The following is a 14,546-nucleotide window of genomic DNA, read 5'->3' as shown; positions in this document are numbered from 1 at the left end:
TGGATCGCTCAGGCCCCGGCGGCCAGGGCGTCGAGAGCGGCTTGCAGACGGTCGACGGCAGCGATCGCGTCGCCCGCCCGGCGTTCGCGCGCGGCGGCTTCGGCATCCGTCGCCGCGGCCGCCACGTCGACCGCCCCGATGTTGGCGGCTGCGCCCCGCAGGCTGTGCAAGCGCTGCTCGGCCGCCGCCGCGTCCCCGGCGGCCAGGTCGGAGCGCAGCGCCGGCACCGTGGCGGCGCCTTCCTGGACCAGGCGGCCCACGAAGCTGCGCAGCAGCCCCGCGTCGGAGCCGAACAGGTCGGCCGCCCGCTGCGGGTCGAGGCCGGGCATCGGCCCACCCCGCGCGCCGCCACCGGGCGGCGGCGCGGGGCGGCGGTCGGCCAGCGCCGCCACCAGCCGCTCGGGATCGAAGGGCTTGGCCAGAAAATCGGTCATCCCCGCCTCGACCACCCGCTGGCGCTCGTCGGCCAGGGCGCCGGCGGTCAGGGCGATGATCGGCAGGCCGCCCAGCCCGAGATCGGCGCGGATGCGCCGCGTCGCCTCGTAGCCGTCCATCACCGGCATCTGCACGTCCATCAGCACCGCGTCGAACGCCGGGTCGGCCCGCAGCCGGTCGACGGCGTCCCTGCCGTTGGCGGCGATGGACACCGTCGCGCCCTCCGACTCCAGGATGCGCCGGGCCACCTCCTGGTTGATGACGTTGTCCTCCACCAGCAGCACCCGCAGATCCCGCAGGCGCCACCGGGCACGCCCCCCCGCCGCCGCGTGCCCGCGCCGCCGTGCCTGCGCCGCGTCCACCGCGACGCGCACCGCCACGGCCGTCACCGGCTCCACCAGAACCCCGTCGCAGGCCTCGGCGACGGCCGGCAGGGCCCCCCGCTCCCGGTCGTGGGAGGAGGTGACCACCAGCACCGGCACCGGCTCCGGGCCGCCGCGGCGGGCCGCGGCCAGCAGCGCGGCGATCTCGTCCTCCGGCAGGGTGCGGTCGACCAGCACGCCGTCGGTCCCGGGGACGGCCGCGTCGAGAAGGGTCACCCCCTGCCGTCCCGACGACGCCGCCCGCACCGACCAGCCGAGATGGGCGCCGACGGCGGCCAGGTCGCCGCGCACCGCCCCGTCGGCGGCGACGGCCAGCAGCGCCAGCGGCGGCGGCGCCGCGGCGGCGGCGCACGGCCCGGCGGAGGCGCGGGCCAGCGGCACGGTGACGCGGAACACGCTGCCCTCGCCCATCCGGCTCTCCACGGCGATGGCGCCCTCCATCAGCTCGGCGAGGCGCTTGCAGATGCTGAGGCCGAGCCCGGACCCGCCGTAGCGCCGGGTGGTCGAGGCGTCGGCCTGGGAGAAGGCGTCGAACAGCCCGGGAAGGGCGTCGGCGGGAATGCCGATGCCGGTGTCGCTGACGGAAAAGCGCACGGTGTCCGGCCCGGCCCCGGCGGCCGGCCCATCGACCTCGACGACGACCGCGCCGCGCTCGGTGAACTTGATGGCGTTGCCGGCGAGATTGACCAGGATCTGCTTCAGCCGGGCGGCATCGCCGAGCAGCGCGTCGGGCGTGCCCGGCGCGACCCGGATGGCGAGGCGCAGGTCCTTGCGCAGGGCCGCCGCCGCCATGATCGCGGCCACGTCGTCGAGCAGCGCGTCGAGACGGAACGGCGCGGTCTCCAGCTCCAGCCGGCCGGCCTCGATCTTGGAGACGTCGAGAACGTCGTCGATGATCGACAGCAGGCCGCGTCCGGAGGTCTGGATCTTGTTGGCGAGGTCGCGCTGCTCGACGCTCAGCGGCGTCTGCCGGAGCAGGTGCGTGAGGCCGAGGACCGCGTTCATCGGCGTGCGGATCTCATGGCTCATGTTGGCGAGGAACTGGCCCTTGGCCCGGCTCGCCGCCTCGGCGTCGCGGGTGGCGTGGCGCAGCCGGGCCTCGAACTCCTTGCGCCGGCCGATGTCCTGGGCGACGCCGAGGTAGCCGGTGACGCCGTCCCAGGCGTCGCGGATGGTGGTCACCACCAGCGACACCGGCAGGTGGCTGCCGTCCTTGCGGACGTACGTCCACTCCCGGGTCTCGAACCCCTCCCGCTCGGCGGTGTGGACGAGGGCGCGGAACGGGTCGATCGGCCGCCCCTCGGCGGCGCCCAGGGCGGCGCCGAGGGCGGCGGCATGGGCCGCGACCTCGGCGTCGAGGTGGATCAGGCGCGGGGTGTGCCGGCCGACCACCTCGGCCGCGGCGTAGCCAAGCATGCGCTCGGCCCCGCGGTTGAACAGGGTGATGACCCCGGTGGCGTCGGTGGCGATGATCGACACCTCCGAGGCCGCGGCCAGCACGCTGCGCAGGAGCTGGTTGACGCGGCTGCGCTCCTCCTCGGCCGCCTTCCGGTCGGTGATGTCGATGCGCAGGGCGAGGTAGCGCTCGATGGCGCCATCCTCGCCGAGGTGGGGAACGAACACGCTGTCCAGCCACAGCAGGCGCCCGTCCCTGGCGCGGTTGCACACCTCGCCGCGCCAGCTCCGCCCCGCCGCCAGGGTGGCCCACATGCCGCTCCAGAACGCGGCGTCGTGGACGCCGGACCCGATGCGCCGGTGATCCTGCCCGAGCAGCTCGTCGCGCCGGTACCCCACGAGGCGGCAGAGGTTCTCGTTGATGTCGACGATACGCCCGGCCGGATCGGTGACGGACCACAACAGGTGCTCGTTGATGGCGCTGAGCAGCGAGCCGTTCTCGCGCAACGCCGCTTCCAGCGCCGCCGTCCGCGCCGCCACCTCCTGCTCGAGCTGGGCGTTGAAGCGGGCCATCCGGCGCTCGTTGGCCTTGCGCACGCCGATGTCGTGCATCTGCCAGGCGACGCCGATCACCGCGCCGCCGTCGTCGTGGATCGCGCTGGCCGATTCCGCCACCTCCACCAGCGTGCCGTCGCGCCGCCGCCGCAGGGTTTCCTCCGGGGCCAGCGACGCCGCACCGGCGGCGACGGCGGCGCGCGCGCGGGCGTGCTCGCCCCGGCGGTCCGGCGGCACCAGGAGGTCGGCCAGGGGGCGCCCGAGAACGTCGCCGGCGGTGTGGCCGAACAGCCGCTCCGCCGCGGCGTTCCAGCTGGTCACCGTGCCGTCCAGGGATTCGCCGATGATCGCCTCGGCGGAGGTCTCCACGATGGTCGCCAGGCGCCGCCGCGCCAGGGCGACCTCCCGGGCCCGCCGGCGGCCCACCGCCACCGCCCCCGCCAGCGCGGCCGCCAGGACGCTGGCGCCGCTCCCGGCGAGGAGGAGCAGGCCCGGGCTGGGCAGGTTGAGGGCCTCCACGAAGGTGCGGTGCGCCGCGACCTCGATCCGCCAGCGCCGGCCGAACACGTCACGCTCCACGCTGGCGCCGACGCCGGCGCCGGCGGCGCCGGCGTCGCCGGCGGCGCGGTCGTAGATCGTGGCGCCGGCGGCGGGGTCGGTGACGTCACGCAGGGTCAGGTCGAGGTGGGCGGTGTCGACCCGCAGCGCCCCCAGCACCTCGTTCATGTTGAGCGCGGCGTAGCTCCAGCCGATGGCGGCGTCCCGGCGTTCCGCCGCGGTCGGTGGGGTGACGATGCCGCGGTAGATCGGCATCAGGATCAGGAAGGACTGCTGGTGCGCACCCGCCGCCTGGACCAGGGTGAGCGGCCCGGTGAGACGGACCGCGCCGTCGGCCACCGCGGCGTCGGCGGCGCGCCGCCGCGTCGGCTCCGACGCGATGTCGAGCCCAACGGCGGGACGGTTGCGCTCGACCGGCTCGATGTACTGGATGACGTAGCGCTCGCCGTCGTGCGGGGCGAGCTGGCGCACCGTGAAGGTCGGCCAGCCGTCGGCGCGGGCGGCGGCGGCGAAGGACGCCTCGGCGGCGGCCGGCACCCGCCGGATGAAGCCGAAGCCGCGGGCACCGGGGAACTCGTCATCGACGTCGCGGGAGGCGGCGTAGCGGCCGAAGAGCGCGCGGTCGACCGCGCCCTCGCCGGCGGCCAGGATCGCCCCGCGCGCGCCGCGCAGGCCGTACTGGTAGAGGGTGACGCGCTCCACCACGGCGTCGGCGATGCGCACGGCACGCAGCGCCACGGCCTCCCCGACCCGGTCCCGGTTGCGTTCGCGCGTTCCCCACGCCAGCAGCGCCGCCAGCACCAGCCCCGCGGCCAAGGTCGCCGCCGCCCAGCGCAGCGGGCCCGGCATGGCGCCGCCCCGTGTCATGACCCCTCTCCCCGCCCACCAGCCGGCATGGCCTCTCCGTCGTCGTTGGCGGCGCGCCATCCTCCGCGCCATGCCCCGCGGCGACCGGCGCGGCGGCCGGCGCGGGCCTCCCGTCCTTGTAGCACGCGCCTGCGCCGCGGGCGTGCATTTCCTTCCCGCGAGTCGCGCCGCCGCGCGCGCCGCCGGGGGCACGGCCGGGGGCACGGTGGCCCGAAGGGGGAACCCCGGCCACGGCGCCTTGAAGCGGCCAGACCCACCGCCAAGATGTTGGGCTTCCGAACGCTGGAGCCGCCCCCGTGAGCGCGTCCGCCGCCGCCGTCCTGGCCGATCCCTACGACAGCCCGCCCCTGCTGCACCGCGCCGGGGGCGGGCTGCGCCGGGTCGGCGTGGAGCTGGAGTTCATGGGCCTCGCCGCGGCCCCGGCGGCGCACGCGCTGGCCGCCGCGTTCGGCGGTGCGGTGACCTCCGAGGACGCCCATGCCTGGGCCGTCCACGGCAGCGCCCTGGGCGACCTGGCGGTGGAACTCGACCTGCGCCACGCCCACCCGCAGCGCCACGCGGGCACCCTGCCCTGGCGCCTCGGCCGGCGTGGCGCCGCGCTGCTGGGGGTCGCGGCCCGCCGCCTCGTGCCCCACGAGCTGATCACCGCGCCGCTGCCGCTCGACCGCCTGCACGAGGTGGAGCGGGCGGTGGCGGTGCTCGCCGCCGCCGGAGCGGCGACCCCGCGCCGGCCGCTGGCCGGGGTCCCCGGCCTCCATCTCAACGTGGACCTGCCCGATGGCCGCGGCGGACCGGCCGGGGGGACGGCGGCCGGGGACGGCCGGGAGGACGGGGCCGGGGCCGGCCGGGAGGACGGGGACGGGGCCGACGCCACCACCGCGACGCTCGCCGCCCACCTCACGGCCTTTGCGCTGCTGGAGCCGTGGCTGCGCCACGCCACGCTCGCGCCGTGGGCGGGCGGCCCGGGCGCCCGCGCCGCCCGCGCGTCCCTGCCCGCCCCCTTCCCCGCGGCCTATGTGGCCAGCCTGCTCGATCCGCCGCACCGCCCGGACGCGGCCTCGTTCGCGACGGCCTATCTCGACGCCAATCCCAGCCGCGACCGCGGTCTCGACCTGCTGCCGGTGCTGATGCACCTGCACCCCGAGCTCGTCCGGGCCCGCCTGCCGCACGAGAAGATCAACCCGCGCCCCGCCCTCCATTGCCGGCTGCCGCTGGCCCGGGTCGGCGAGGCGGGGTGGAGCCCGGCGGCGGACTGGAACCGCTGGGTGCTGGTGGAACGCCTGGCCGCCGACCCCGACCGGCTGGCCGAGCTCGCCCGCCGGCGTCGCGCCTTCGCCGGGGACGCGGACGCCTGGGCGGCGGCGCTGGAACGTGCCGGCGCGGTGCCGGCGGCGGCGGCGCATCCGCCGCGGCGCCGCGGCGCCCCCCAGGCACCGCGCCGGGTGGCGTGAGCCGGGGGCGCCGGGCGGCCGCGCCCTCAGCCGGTTGTGCAGGGTGTCCGAGCCCGCCCATGGGTGGGCGGCGTTCGGACACCCTGCTCAGCGGTCGCCGGCGACGGCGCGCAGCAGCCGGACGAGCGGCCGGCGGCGGTGCTGGCCGCGGGCGCCGGCCGGCGCCCGGCCGCGGTCGAGCAGGCGCAGCGCCGGTGTGACCGTGGTGCCGTGCACCACCACCGACACCAGGACGACGAATCCGGCGACCGCCCACACCCGCTCCGCCTCCGCCCAGGGCGCCTCGCCGAGGGCGTGGGCGAGGTAGTAGAAGGTGCCGACCCCGCGGATGCCGAAGAAGCCCAGCGCCGCCACCTCGCCGCCGGTGTGGCCGGTGCCGCGCAGCGCCAGCCACGCCGCCACCGGGCGCACCACGCCCAGGAACAGCAGGCCACAGGCCGCCGCCCCCCAGGTCAGAGGGTCCAGCAGCCCGTGGCCGAGCGCGCCGCCGAACAGCACCAGCACGACCATCATCAGCAACCGCTCGGTCTGCTCGGCGAAATCGTGCAGGCGGTCGTGGAAGCGGTGATTGCGCTCGGCCTGGCGGAACGCCAGCGCCGCCACGAAGACGGCGAGAAACCCGTAGCCATGGGCCATCTCGGTCAGGCCATAGACCAGGAAGGTCATGCCCAGCGCCAGGAAGCCGTCGCCGGTGCGCGACAGCCGCGCCCGGTTGGGCAGGCGGAAGGTGAGCCAGCCCAGTCCGGCCCCCAGCCCCCAGCCGAGCACCGCGCCGGCCGCCAGCTTCCACACCACGTCGACCAGCAGCCAGTCCCACCCCCACCCTTGCGGCGCGTCGCCGGCGGCGGCGATCGCCAGGGCGATGGCCAGGTTGACGAAGGGAAAGGCCAGCCCGTCGTTCAGCCCGGCCTCCGAGGTCAGGCCGAAGCGCACCTCGTCCTCCTCGCCCGATCGCGGTGGCCCGACCTGGACGTCGGACGCCAGCACCGGGTCGGTGGGGGCGAGTGCGGCGCCCAGCAGGACCGCCGCGGCGAGGCCGAGCCCGGCCAGCGCCCACCCCAGCAGCGCCAGGGCGGCGATGCACAGCGGCATGGCGACCGCCAGCAGGCGCCAGGACACCCGCCAGGCGCGCCAGCCCGGCGGCCGGTCGAGCTTCAGCCCGCACCCCATCAGCGACACGATCACCACCAGCTCGGTCAGGCGCTCGGTGATCTCGGGAAAGCGCAGGGGATGCGGCGGCTCATCCCCGGCCGGGGCCAGGACGTGGAACACGAACCACCCGGCGCCGACGCAGAACACGGGCAGCGACAGCGGCAGCTCGCGCAGCAGCATGGGCAGCCATGCCACCATCAAAATCAGCAGGCCGACGCCGGTGAGGACGACGATGTAGGGCTCCAAGGACGACTCCGCGGCGGCATGACCGGACAGAGGCAACGCCGCCGGGGCGCGAAGGGTTCGGGGTGGACCGCTCAATATTTGGCATGCCAGTATTCCGGCCACCGCCGCCACCCGCCCCCGCCTGCCGGAGACCGCCCGTGTCCCAGCCCTCCGCCGCCGTTTCCGGCCCCCCGACTCCCGGCGCCCGTCCCGGCCCCCGTCCCGGCGACGCCGAATGGGCGGCGCGGGTCGACCTCGCCGCCGCCTACCGTCTGGTGGCGGAGCGCGGTTGGGGCGACCTCATCTACACCCACCTCTCCGCGGCCGTGCCGGGGGAACCGGGGCACGTCCTGATCAACCGCTTCGGCCTGACCTTCGACGAGGTGACCGCGTCGAACCTGGTGAAGATCGACCTGGACGGCCGGGTGGTCGACGGGACCGACGCGCCGGTCAACGCGACCGGATTCGTCATCCACGCCGCGGTGCATCGCGCCCGCCCCGACGCGCGGTGCGTCATGCACCTGCACAACGAGGCGGCGGTGGCGGTCTCCATGCTCGAGGGCGGTCTGCTGCCGCTGTCGCAGCACGCCCTGCGGTTCCACGGCGCGCTCGCCTACCACGCCTATGAGGGGCTGGCCCTGAACCCGGCGGAAACCGGGCGGCTGGTCGCGGCGCTCGGCGAGCGCCGCGCCATGCTGCTGCACAACCACGGCAGCCTGGTGGCCGGGCGCACGGTGGCCGAGGCGTTCGTCCTGATGGACATGCTGGACAAGGCCTGCCGCATGCAGCTGGCCGCCCAGGCCACCGGCGCGCCGCTGCTGATGCCGGCGCCGGCGGTGTGCGCGCTGACCCACCGCCAGCTCACCGCCGACCCCGACCCCGAGGGCGCCGACGAATGGCCGGCCCTGCTGCGCCGCCTCGACCGCCTGTGTCCGGACTACGCCACCTGACCCGGAGCTCGGCCGTAAAGGGGGTTTGACAGACGATCCACCCCGTGCCAGGGTCAAGGACGCTTTCCAGACGACAGGGGGTGGCGATGGCGGGATTCGCGGTGCGCTGGCGTCATCCGGCGGCGTCATCCGGCGGCGGCGGCGGCGGCGGCGGTGTGGTGTGGCCGGTGATGGCCGCCGGGCGGGCCCGGTGCAGCCTGGGGGGCGCCGTCGTCCCCTGGCGCGGGACGGCCCGGGAATGAGGAACCGCGTGCGCGAGCTGCGCACCGGCCGCGGCTGGAGCCAGGCGGCGCTGGCCGAGCGTCTGGGGGTGTCGCGCCAGACCGTGAACGCCATCGAGACCGGCCGCTACGCCCCCTCCCTGCCCCTCGCCTTGAAGCTGGGACGGCTGTTCGACCGTCCCGTGGAATCGCTGTTTCTCGACGACGAGACGCCGTAACGGCGCCGGATGATCCCCCGCGCAACCAAAGGAGACCCCCATGCCGATCATCACCGTGCAGCTCTTCGAGGGCCGCAGCCAGGAGCAGAAGCGCGCCTATGCCAGGGCCCTGACGGAGGCCTCGGTGGCCACGCTGGGCTGCCAGGCCGACGCCGTCGACGTGGTCTTCCACGAGGTCAGCAAGACCAACTGGGCGTCCGCCGGCAAGCTGTGGTCCGACGACGAGTGATCGCGCTCCGGCGCCTGGGCCGCCGTGCGGCTCAGGCGCCATCGGCGACCGCCCGGGCCGCGCGCTCCAGGATGTCCCGCACCCGCTCCGTCTCCGCCGCGGTCCAGCCGGCGCGGTGGAACGACAGCGCCGCGCGCAGGGTGTGCATGGCCTGGTGCACCTCCTCGGGCAGGGCGTCGCCGGACATGGCGCGCGCCGCCAGCTCCATGCGGGCCATCACCCCGTCGACCGCCGCCCGGTTCTCGGCGAGATGGGCCGAGCCCGCCGCGGTGACCGTGAACAGGCGCTTCGCCCCCTCGCTGGCGCTGGACTGGACGTAGCCCAGCTCCTCCAGAAGGGTCAGGGTCGGGTAGACCGAGCCGGGGCTGGGGGCATAGCCGCCGCCGAAACGCTGCTCGATCGCCTTGATCAGCTCGTAGCCATGGCGCGGCTGCTCGGCCACCAGCGCCAGCAGCACCAGACGCAGGTCGCCGGGGCCGAAGACCCGGCCACCGCGGCGGCCGCCGCGCCCGAAGCCCTCCGCCATGCCGCCGCCGCCAAACCGGCCACCGCCGCCCATTCCGCCTCGCCCGGCCCCGTGCCACCCGTGCCCGTGCCCGTGCCCGTGCCCGTGCCCGTGCCCGTGCCCGTGCCCGTGCCCGTGCCCGTGCCCGTGCCCGCAGTGATTTCCTCTTTCGATACGCATGTCGAACTCCTATCGTTGACTGAATCGAACGATATATCGTTTTGACATCCGATGCAAGGGGGATGTGATCCCGCGCGGCCGGTCCGTCACGCGCCGGCTGTCGCGGCGCCGTCGTCTTGACGCGCACCGCTGAGCCGGTCGCCTACACCAGCGGCGGGTCGAGGCGGGCGAAGCCCTCCTGGCGGCGGTAGGGGAAGTGGGGATAGGGCGCGGTCACCGCGCTGGCGGCGTCGAGACGGGCGCGCTGGTCGTCGCTGAGCGCCCAGCCCACGGCGCCGAGGTTGTCGCGGAGCTGGACCTCCGTGCGCGCTCCGATGATGACCGAGGCCACGGTGGGCCGCCCCAGCAGCCAGTTCAACGCGATCTGCGGCACCGTCCGCCCGGTTTCGGCGGCCACCGCGTCGAGGGCGTCGACGACGGCGAACAGGCGCTCCTCCGCCACCGGCGGGCCGAAGCCGGCGGTCTCGTGCAGGCGGCTGCCGGCGGGCAGCGGCTGGCCGCGGCGGATGCGGCCGGTCAGACGGCCCCAGCCCAGCGGGCTCCACACCAGCGCCCCCAGCCCCTGGTCGCGGCCGAGCGGCATCAGGTCCCATTCATAGTCGCGCCCGACCAGGGAGTAGTAGACCTGGTTGGCGACGTAGCGCGGCCAGCCGTGGCGCTCGGCCACCGCCAGGGACTTCATGATCTGCCACCCCGCGAGGTTGGAGACGCCGACGTAGCGGACCTTGCCGTCCCGCACCAGCGTGTCCAGCGTCGCCAGAACCTCCTCGACCGGGGTTCCCGCATCGAAGGCGTGGAGCTGGAGCAGGTCGATGCGGTCGGTGCCGAGGCGGCGCAGCGCCCCCTCCACCGCGCGCAGCAGGCGGAACCGCGAGGTCCCGGCGTCGTTCGGCCCGTCGCCCATGGGCAACCCGGTCTTGGTGGACAGCAGAACGGCGTCGCGCCGGCCCTTGATGGCCGCGCCCAGCACCTCCTCCGACGCGCCGTCGGAATAGACGTCGGCGGTGTCGAACAGGGTGACGCCGGCCTCCAGGCAGACGTCGACGAGGCGGCGCGCCTCCGCGGCGTCGCTGGTCCCCCAGGCGCCGAACAGCGGCCCGCGGCCGCCGAAGGTTCCGGCGCCGAAACTCAGCGCCGGAACCCTCAGGCCGGAGGCCCCGAGACGACGATGCTCCATGATCCTTCTCCCCGTGGCGGTGGTGTGGCGGGAAGGATAGGCGGCACGGCGGCGATGAGACAGACGGCGCGTCGGACCAGCATTTGTGACGTGACTTCACAACTCCCGCATCGCCGCGGCGGTCGCGGCATCGGCGGGGAAGAACGCCTCCACCGCCAGCTCGGCCAGGGTGACGTCGAGCGGCGTGCCGAACACGGTGGTGGTGCTGAGGAACGACAGCACCCGCCCGCCGACCACCAGCCGCAGCGGCACGGCGATGCCACCGAGATCGTCGTGAGGCGCCGCCGCCGCCGGCACGGGGAAGGCCGCCAGCTCCGCGCGCAGGGCCTCCAGCACGGGGTCGGCGGTGGCGGCGATCTGCACGGCGAGGCGGTCCAGCAGATGGCCCCGCCAGTCCGCCAGGTTGGCGATGCGCGGCGCCAGCCCGTCGGGGTGCAGGCTGAGGCGCAGCACGTTGACCGGCGGGGCCAGCAGCGCCGGTGCCGCGCCGGCCATCAGCCGGCCGGCCGGCCGGTTGGCGGCCAGCAGGGTCCAGTGGCGGTCGACCGCGAGGGCGGGGTGCGGCTCGTGCCCCTCCAGCACCCGCTCCACCGCACGCCGGGCCGCGCCGAGCGCCGGATCGGCCAGCGGCCGTTCGGGGAACACCGGGGCGTGGCCGGCCGCCAGCAGCAGGGCGTTGCGGTCGCGCAGGGGCATGCCGAGGTGCGCGGCCAGGTGCAGGACCATGTCGCGGCTCGGCCGCGCCCGCCCGGTCTCCAGGAAGCTGAGGTGGCGGGTCGAGATGGCGGCCTCGCAGGCGAGGTCGAGCTGGCTGAGGCGGCGGCGGCGGCGCCACACGCGCAGCAGGTCGCCGGGGGAGTATCCGGCCGACGCCGGCGGGTCGAGGCTGGTCATGCCGCAGCATAGCCGCTGTGCGGCGGCACCTCCATTACGCCCGAGGTAATCGCTTCGCCGCGCCGGCGGCGCCATCCTCGCCACCATTGCCCACCGCCGATCCCTGGGAGGTCGTCATGAAACGCCACCGGTTGCCCGCTCTGTCCCCCGCCCTGCTGCGCCCGGTCCTGGCGGCCGACGCCGCGGCCTGCGCCGTCGCCGGCCTGGTGCTGCTGGCCGGCGGCCGCGCGCTCGCCGGGCCGCTCGGCCTGCCGGTCGCGCTGCTCGAGGCGGCGGGTGCCGTCCTGCTGGCCTGCGCCGTCGCCGTGGCCTGGCTGGCCTCCCGCCCGGCAGCCCCCCGCCCGGCGGCCTGGGCGGTGGTCGCCGGCAACGCCCTGTGGGCGGTGGGAAGCGTCGCCCTGCTGCTCTCCGGCGGCGTCGCGCCGACCGCGCTGGGCACCGTCTTCGTCCTGGCCCAGGCCGCCCTGGTGCTCGGCTTCGCGGAGGTCGAGGCGCTGTGCCTGCGGCGCGGCCACGCCGCGCCGGCGGCCTGAGTGGGAGGCCCGGCGATGGCCCCCCCGACCGGCGTCGCGTTCCTCGTCCACCTCGCCGTCCACCCCGGGTGCGAGGAGGCGTTCCTCGCCCTGCTCCACCCCGTGCTGGACGCCATGCGCCACGAGGCCGGCTTCGTCAACGCCGTGCTGCACCGCGATCCCGCCGACCCCGCCCGCTTCATGATCCACGAGACGTGGCGCGACCTCGACGAGGTGGTGCGGGTGGAGCTGGCCCGGCCCTACCGCGCGGCCTACGAGGCCGCCCTGCCCGGCCTGCTGCGCGAACCGCGGCGGGTCGCGGTGTGGCAGCCCCTGCGCGGCGACGGGACCGTGGCCACGGCGCGCGGCGGGGTCAGCCCCGCGGCGCCAGGGTGAAGTCGACCCGCTGCGGGCGCCCCGGCAGGGACAGCGTGCTTTCCACCGGGGCGCAGCGCGCCACCACCGCGCCACGCCGCACCACGAACAGGCGGGCGGCGCGGGTGCGCAGCGCCTCCACCGGGTCGGCCGCCTGCAGCACCACCAGGTCGGCGTGGCAGCCCGGCGCCAAGCCATAGCCGTCGAGGTGCAGCAGCCGCGCCGGGTTCTCGGTGACCGCGGCGAAGCAGGCGCGCATGGCGTCGGAGCCGGTCATCTGGCCGACGTGCAGGCCCATGTGCGCGGCCTCCAGCAGGTCGGCGGAGCCCAGGGGGTACCAGGGGTCCATGACGCAGTCGTGGCCGAAGGCGACGGTCAGGCCGGCGGCCATCAGCTCCGGCACCCGGGTCATGCCGCGGCGCTTGGGGTAGGTGTCGTGGCGGCCCTGGAGCGTGATGTTGATCAGCGGGTTGGCGACCACCCCCAGCTCGGCTTCCGCCATCAGCGGGATCAGCTTGGAGACGTAGTAGTTGTCCATGGAGTGCATGGAGGTGAGGTGCGACCCGGTCACCCGCCCGTGCAGGCCCAGGCGCTGGGTCTCGCAGGCCAGCGTCTCGACATGGCGCGACAGCGGGTCGTCACTCTCGTCGCAGTGCATGTCGACCAGCAGGCCGCGCTCCGCCGCGATGGCGCACAGCAGGCGCACGGACTCCGCGCCCTCGGCCATGGTGCGTTCGAAATGGGGGATGCCGCCGACCACCTCGACCCCCATGTCCAGCGCCCGCGTCAGCAGCTCCACCGTGCCGGGGGCGCGCAGCACCCCGTCCTGGGGAAACGCCACCAGCTGCAGGTCGAGGTAGGGGGCGACGCGCGCCTTCACGTCCAGCAGCGCCTCCACCGCCAGCAGGCGGGGGTCGCAGACGTCGACGTGGCTGCGGATCGCCAGCAGGCCGCGCGCCACCGCCCAGTCGCAATAGGCCAGCGCCCGCTCCACGATGGCGTCCTGGGTCAGCTGCGGCTTCAGCTCCCCCCACAGCGCGATGCCCTCCAGCAGCGTGCCGGAGCGGTTGACCCGCGGCAGGCCATAGCTGAGCGTCGAGTCCATGTGGAAATGGGCGTCGACGAAGGGCGGCGTCACCAGCCGCCCGGTGGCGTCGATCTCGGTGCCGGCGCTGCCCGGCAGGTTCGGCTCCACGGCGGCGATGCGGCCGCCGGTGATGCCGATGTCCATGCCGGTGCGGCCGTCGGGAAGGGTGGCGCGGCGCAGGACGAGGTCGAACATCGGCGGGGTCCCCAAGGGGTTGCGGTCGGTGCCGGCCATGGTAGCGCACCGCACCCGCCGGCAACAGCCCGCCGGCCCGTCACCCCGCGACGACGGCGCTGGTCAGACCGGCCAAATCCGGGCCGAGCAGCCCGTCGCCGGCGCCGCCCGTGGCGACGGCGTTGTCGATGATCAGGGTGGCGATCGCCACCGTGCCCGTGTGCGCATAGAACACGCGGGTCTCGTCGCCGGCGTCGATGGTGAAGCCACCGCCGTCGATCGTCATACTGACGAGAAGCGGCGGCAGCTTGGCGCCGCCCAGCGCGATGTCCGCGGTCAGGACGATCGCGGAGTCGCCACCGCCGTTGGCGACCACGATGGCGTTGAAGAGTTCGGTAAGGATCGACACGCTGGCGGTCATTGACCGGCCTCCGCTTCACAAGGGCCTGGGACGCGGTCGGCCTGCGCATCATCCGCAGCGAAGACGAGCGGGGGCGTCGCTTCTCTTGGCCGCTTGTGACCGACAGATGGTCCGGATCAGCGGGGGGACGGGTCGCGCAGAACGGCCGCCGGAAGACGGGGCGGCGAACGGCGTTCGACCGGACGGTCAAGGGTGAGGGCGGACCCGGTGCCACCGCGGCCGGTATTGTAGCCGACGGCGCTACGCTGCCACGCGGTACACGTTCCCCCACGGGACAGGGAGCGGGCCCTGCTCCGACCATCGCCCAAGGCGGCTGTCGTGACAACTCCTCCGTTCCGGTGAGGCGCCGCGCGACCCGCCTTTTCGACAAGGCCACTGCCGGCCGCCGCGGGGCGGCGGGGTGGGGGCGCCGATGGGCGGCGTCGCACCTCCCCGCGTGCTGGAAGCGCATGGTGTCCAGGCAAGCCGGCCAGAGCATTTTCTTCTCAATCGCAGTCATATCCGGCGGCGGCGAAGAAGTTGACGCACTCCGCCGACGTGATTGCGTCGATGCCCTGTCGAATGGCCTCCCAGAGAGCGTCT

Annotated in this window: 13 protein-coding genes; 6 read left to right on the top strand and 7 right to left on the bottom strand. The window is 75.4% G+C overall.

The genetic code is table 11. The annotated features are described in order from the left end of the window. Positions 1 to 8: 8 nt before the first annotated feature. Positions 9 to 4,193, bottom strand: a complete 4,185-nt coding sequence (locus tag AC6H2I_RS27735; RefSeq protein WP_497504016.1) for a CHASE domain-containing hybrid sensor histidine kinase/response regulator — start codon at positions 4,191 to 4,193, stop codon at positions 9 to 11. Positions 4,194 to 4,489: 296 nt separating this feature from the next. On the opposite strand from AC6H2I_RS27735, the gene AC6H2I_RS27730 reads away from it, so the two are divergent. After that, complete coding sequence (locus AC6H2I_RS27730) at positions 4,490 to 5,644, top strand: amidoligase family protein (protein WP_497504015.1); 1,155 nt, start codon at positions 4,490 to 4,492, stop codon at positions 5,642 to 5,644. An 87-nt stretch (positions 5,645 to 5,731) separates the two neighbouring features. Here AC6H2I_RS27730 and AC6H2I_RS27725 read toward each other — a convergent pair whose 3' ends face one another. Then, on the bottom strand, positions 5,732 to 7,042 hold the full coding sequence (locus AC6H2I_RS27725; RefSeq protein WP_497504014.1) for a cation:proton antiporter: 1,311 nt from the start codon (positions 7,040 to 7,042) through the stop codon (positions 5,732 to 5,734). Positions 7,043 to 7,179: 137 nt separating this feature from the next. Here AC6H2I_RS27725 and AC6H2I_RS27720 point away from each other — a divergent pair, with 137 nt between their 5' ends. The 3 genes from AC6H2I_RS27720 (at position 7,180) to AC6H2I_RS27710 (ending at position 8,639) form a co-directional block, all read left to right on the top strand. Beyond that, positions 7,180 to 7,971, top strand: a complete 792-nt coding sequence (locus AC6H2I_RS27720) for a class II aldolase/adducin family protein (protein ID WP_497504013.1) — start codon at positions 7,180 to 7,182, stop codon at positions 7,969 to 7,971. 238 nt (positions 7,972 to 8,209) lie between these two features. Continuing rightward, on the top strand, positions 8,210 to 8,410 hold the full coding sequence (locus AC6H2I_RS27715; protein WP_497504012.1) for a helix-turn-helix transcriptional regulator: 201 nt from the start codon (positions 8,210 to 8,212) through the stop codon (positions 8,408 to 8,410). A 40-nt stretch (positions 8,411 to 8,450) separates the two neighbouring features. Continuing rightward, positions 8,451 to 8,639, top strand: coding sequence for a 4-oxalocrotonate tautomerase (locus AC6H2I_RS27710; protein WP_497504011.1), 189 nt, complete (start codon positions 8,451 to 8,453; stop codon positions 8,637 to 8,639). A 31-nt stretch (positions 8,640 to 8,670) separates the two neighbouring features. On the opposite strand, the gene AC6H2I_RS27705 is transcribed toward AC6H2I_RS27710, so the two are convergent. The 3 genes from AC6H2I_RS27705 to AC6H2I_RS27695 form a co-directional block, all read right to left on the bottom strand. Next, positions 8,671 to 9,165, bottom strand: coding sequence for a PadR family transcriptional regulator (locus tag AC6H2I_RS27705; protein ID WP_497504010.1), 495 nt, complete (start codon positions 9,163 to 9,165; stop codon positions 8,671 to 8,673). Between the two features lie 301 nt (positions 9,166 to 9,466). Next, on the bottom strand, positions 9,467 to 10,501 hold the full coding sequence (locus AC6H2I_RS27700; protein ID WP_497504009.1) for an aldo/keto reductase: 1,035 nt from the start codon (positions 10,499 to 10,501) through the stop codon (positions 9,467 to 9,469). 96 nt (positions 10,502 to 10,597) lie between these two features. Continuing rightward, entirely contained in the window at positions 10,598 to 11,395 is a 798-nt protein-coding gene (locus tag AC6H2I_RS27695) for an MmyB family transcriptional regulator (RefSeq protein WP_497504008.1), read from the bottom strand. A gap of 116 nt (positions 11,396 to 11,511) precedes the next feature. Between AC6H2I_RS27695 and AC6H2I_RS27690 the strand changes: the two genes are divergently transcribed. Both AC6H2I_RS27690 and AC6H2I_RS27685 read left to right on the top strand, forming a co-directional pair. After that, positions 11,512 to 11,928 carry a hypothetical protein gene (locus tag AC6H2I_RS27690; RefSeq protein ID WP_497504007.1) on the top strand — a complete coding sequence of 139 codons (417 nt, stop codon included), beginning with the start codon at positions 11,512 to 11,514 and terminating at the stop codon, positions 11,926 to 11,928. Positions 11,929 to 11,943: 15 nt separating this feature from the next. Beyond that, complete coding sequence (locus AC6H2I_RS27685) at positions 11,944 to 12,303, top strand: putative quinol monooxygenase (RefSeq protein ID WP_497504006.1); 360 nt, start codon at positions 11,944 to 11,946, stop codon at positions 12,301 to 12,303. On the opposite strand, the gene AC6H2I_RS27680 is transcribed toward AC6H2I_RS27685, so the two are convergent. Both AC6H2I_RS27680 and AC6H2I_RS27675 read right to left on the bottom strand, forming a co-directional pair. Then, the gene (locus AC6H2I_RS27680; RefSeq protein ID WP_497504056.1) at positions 12,281 to 13,564 is read right to left on the bottom strand and encodes an amidohydrolase family protein; all 1,284 of its coding nucleotides are present in this window, start codon (positions 13,562 to 13,564) and stop codon (positions 12,281 to 12,283) included. The two genes, AC6H2I_RS27685 and AC6H2I_RS27680, sit on opposite strands and share 23 nt — an antisense overlap. Before the next feature lie 79 nt (positions 13,565 to 13,643). Next, positions 13,644 to 13,964: a hypothetical protein gene (locus tag AC6H2I_RS27675; RefSeq protein ID WP_497504005.1), complete on the bottom strand. Its 321-nt coding sequence runs from the start codon at positions 13,962 to 13,964 to the stop codon at positions 13,644 to 13,646. Positions 13,965 to 14,546: the final 582 nt, after the last annotated feature.

This window comes from Azospirillum sp. NS33, from assembly GCF_059703765.1.
Note: the sequence above shows the minus strand (reverse complement) of the source record. Positions and strands in the feature narration are given on the sequence as shown.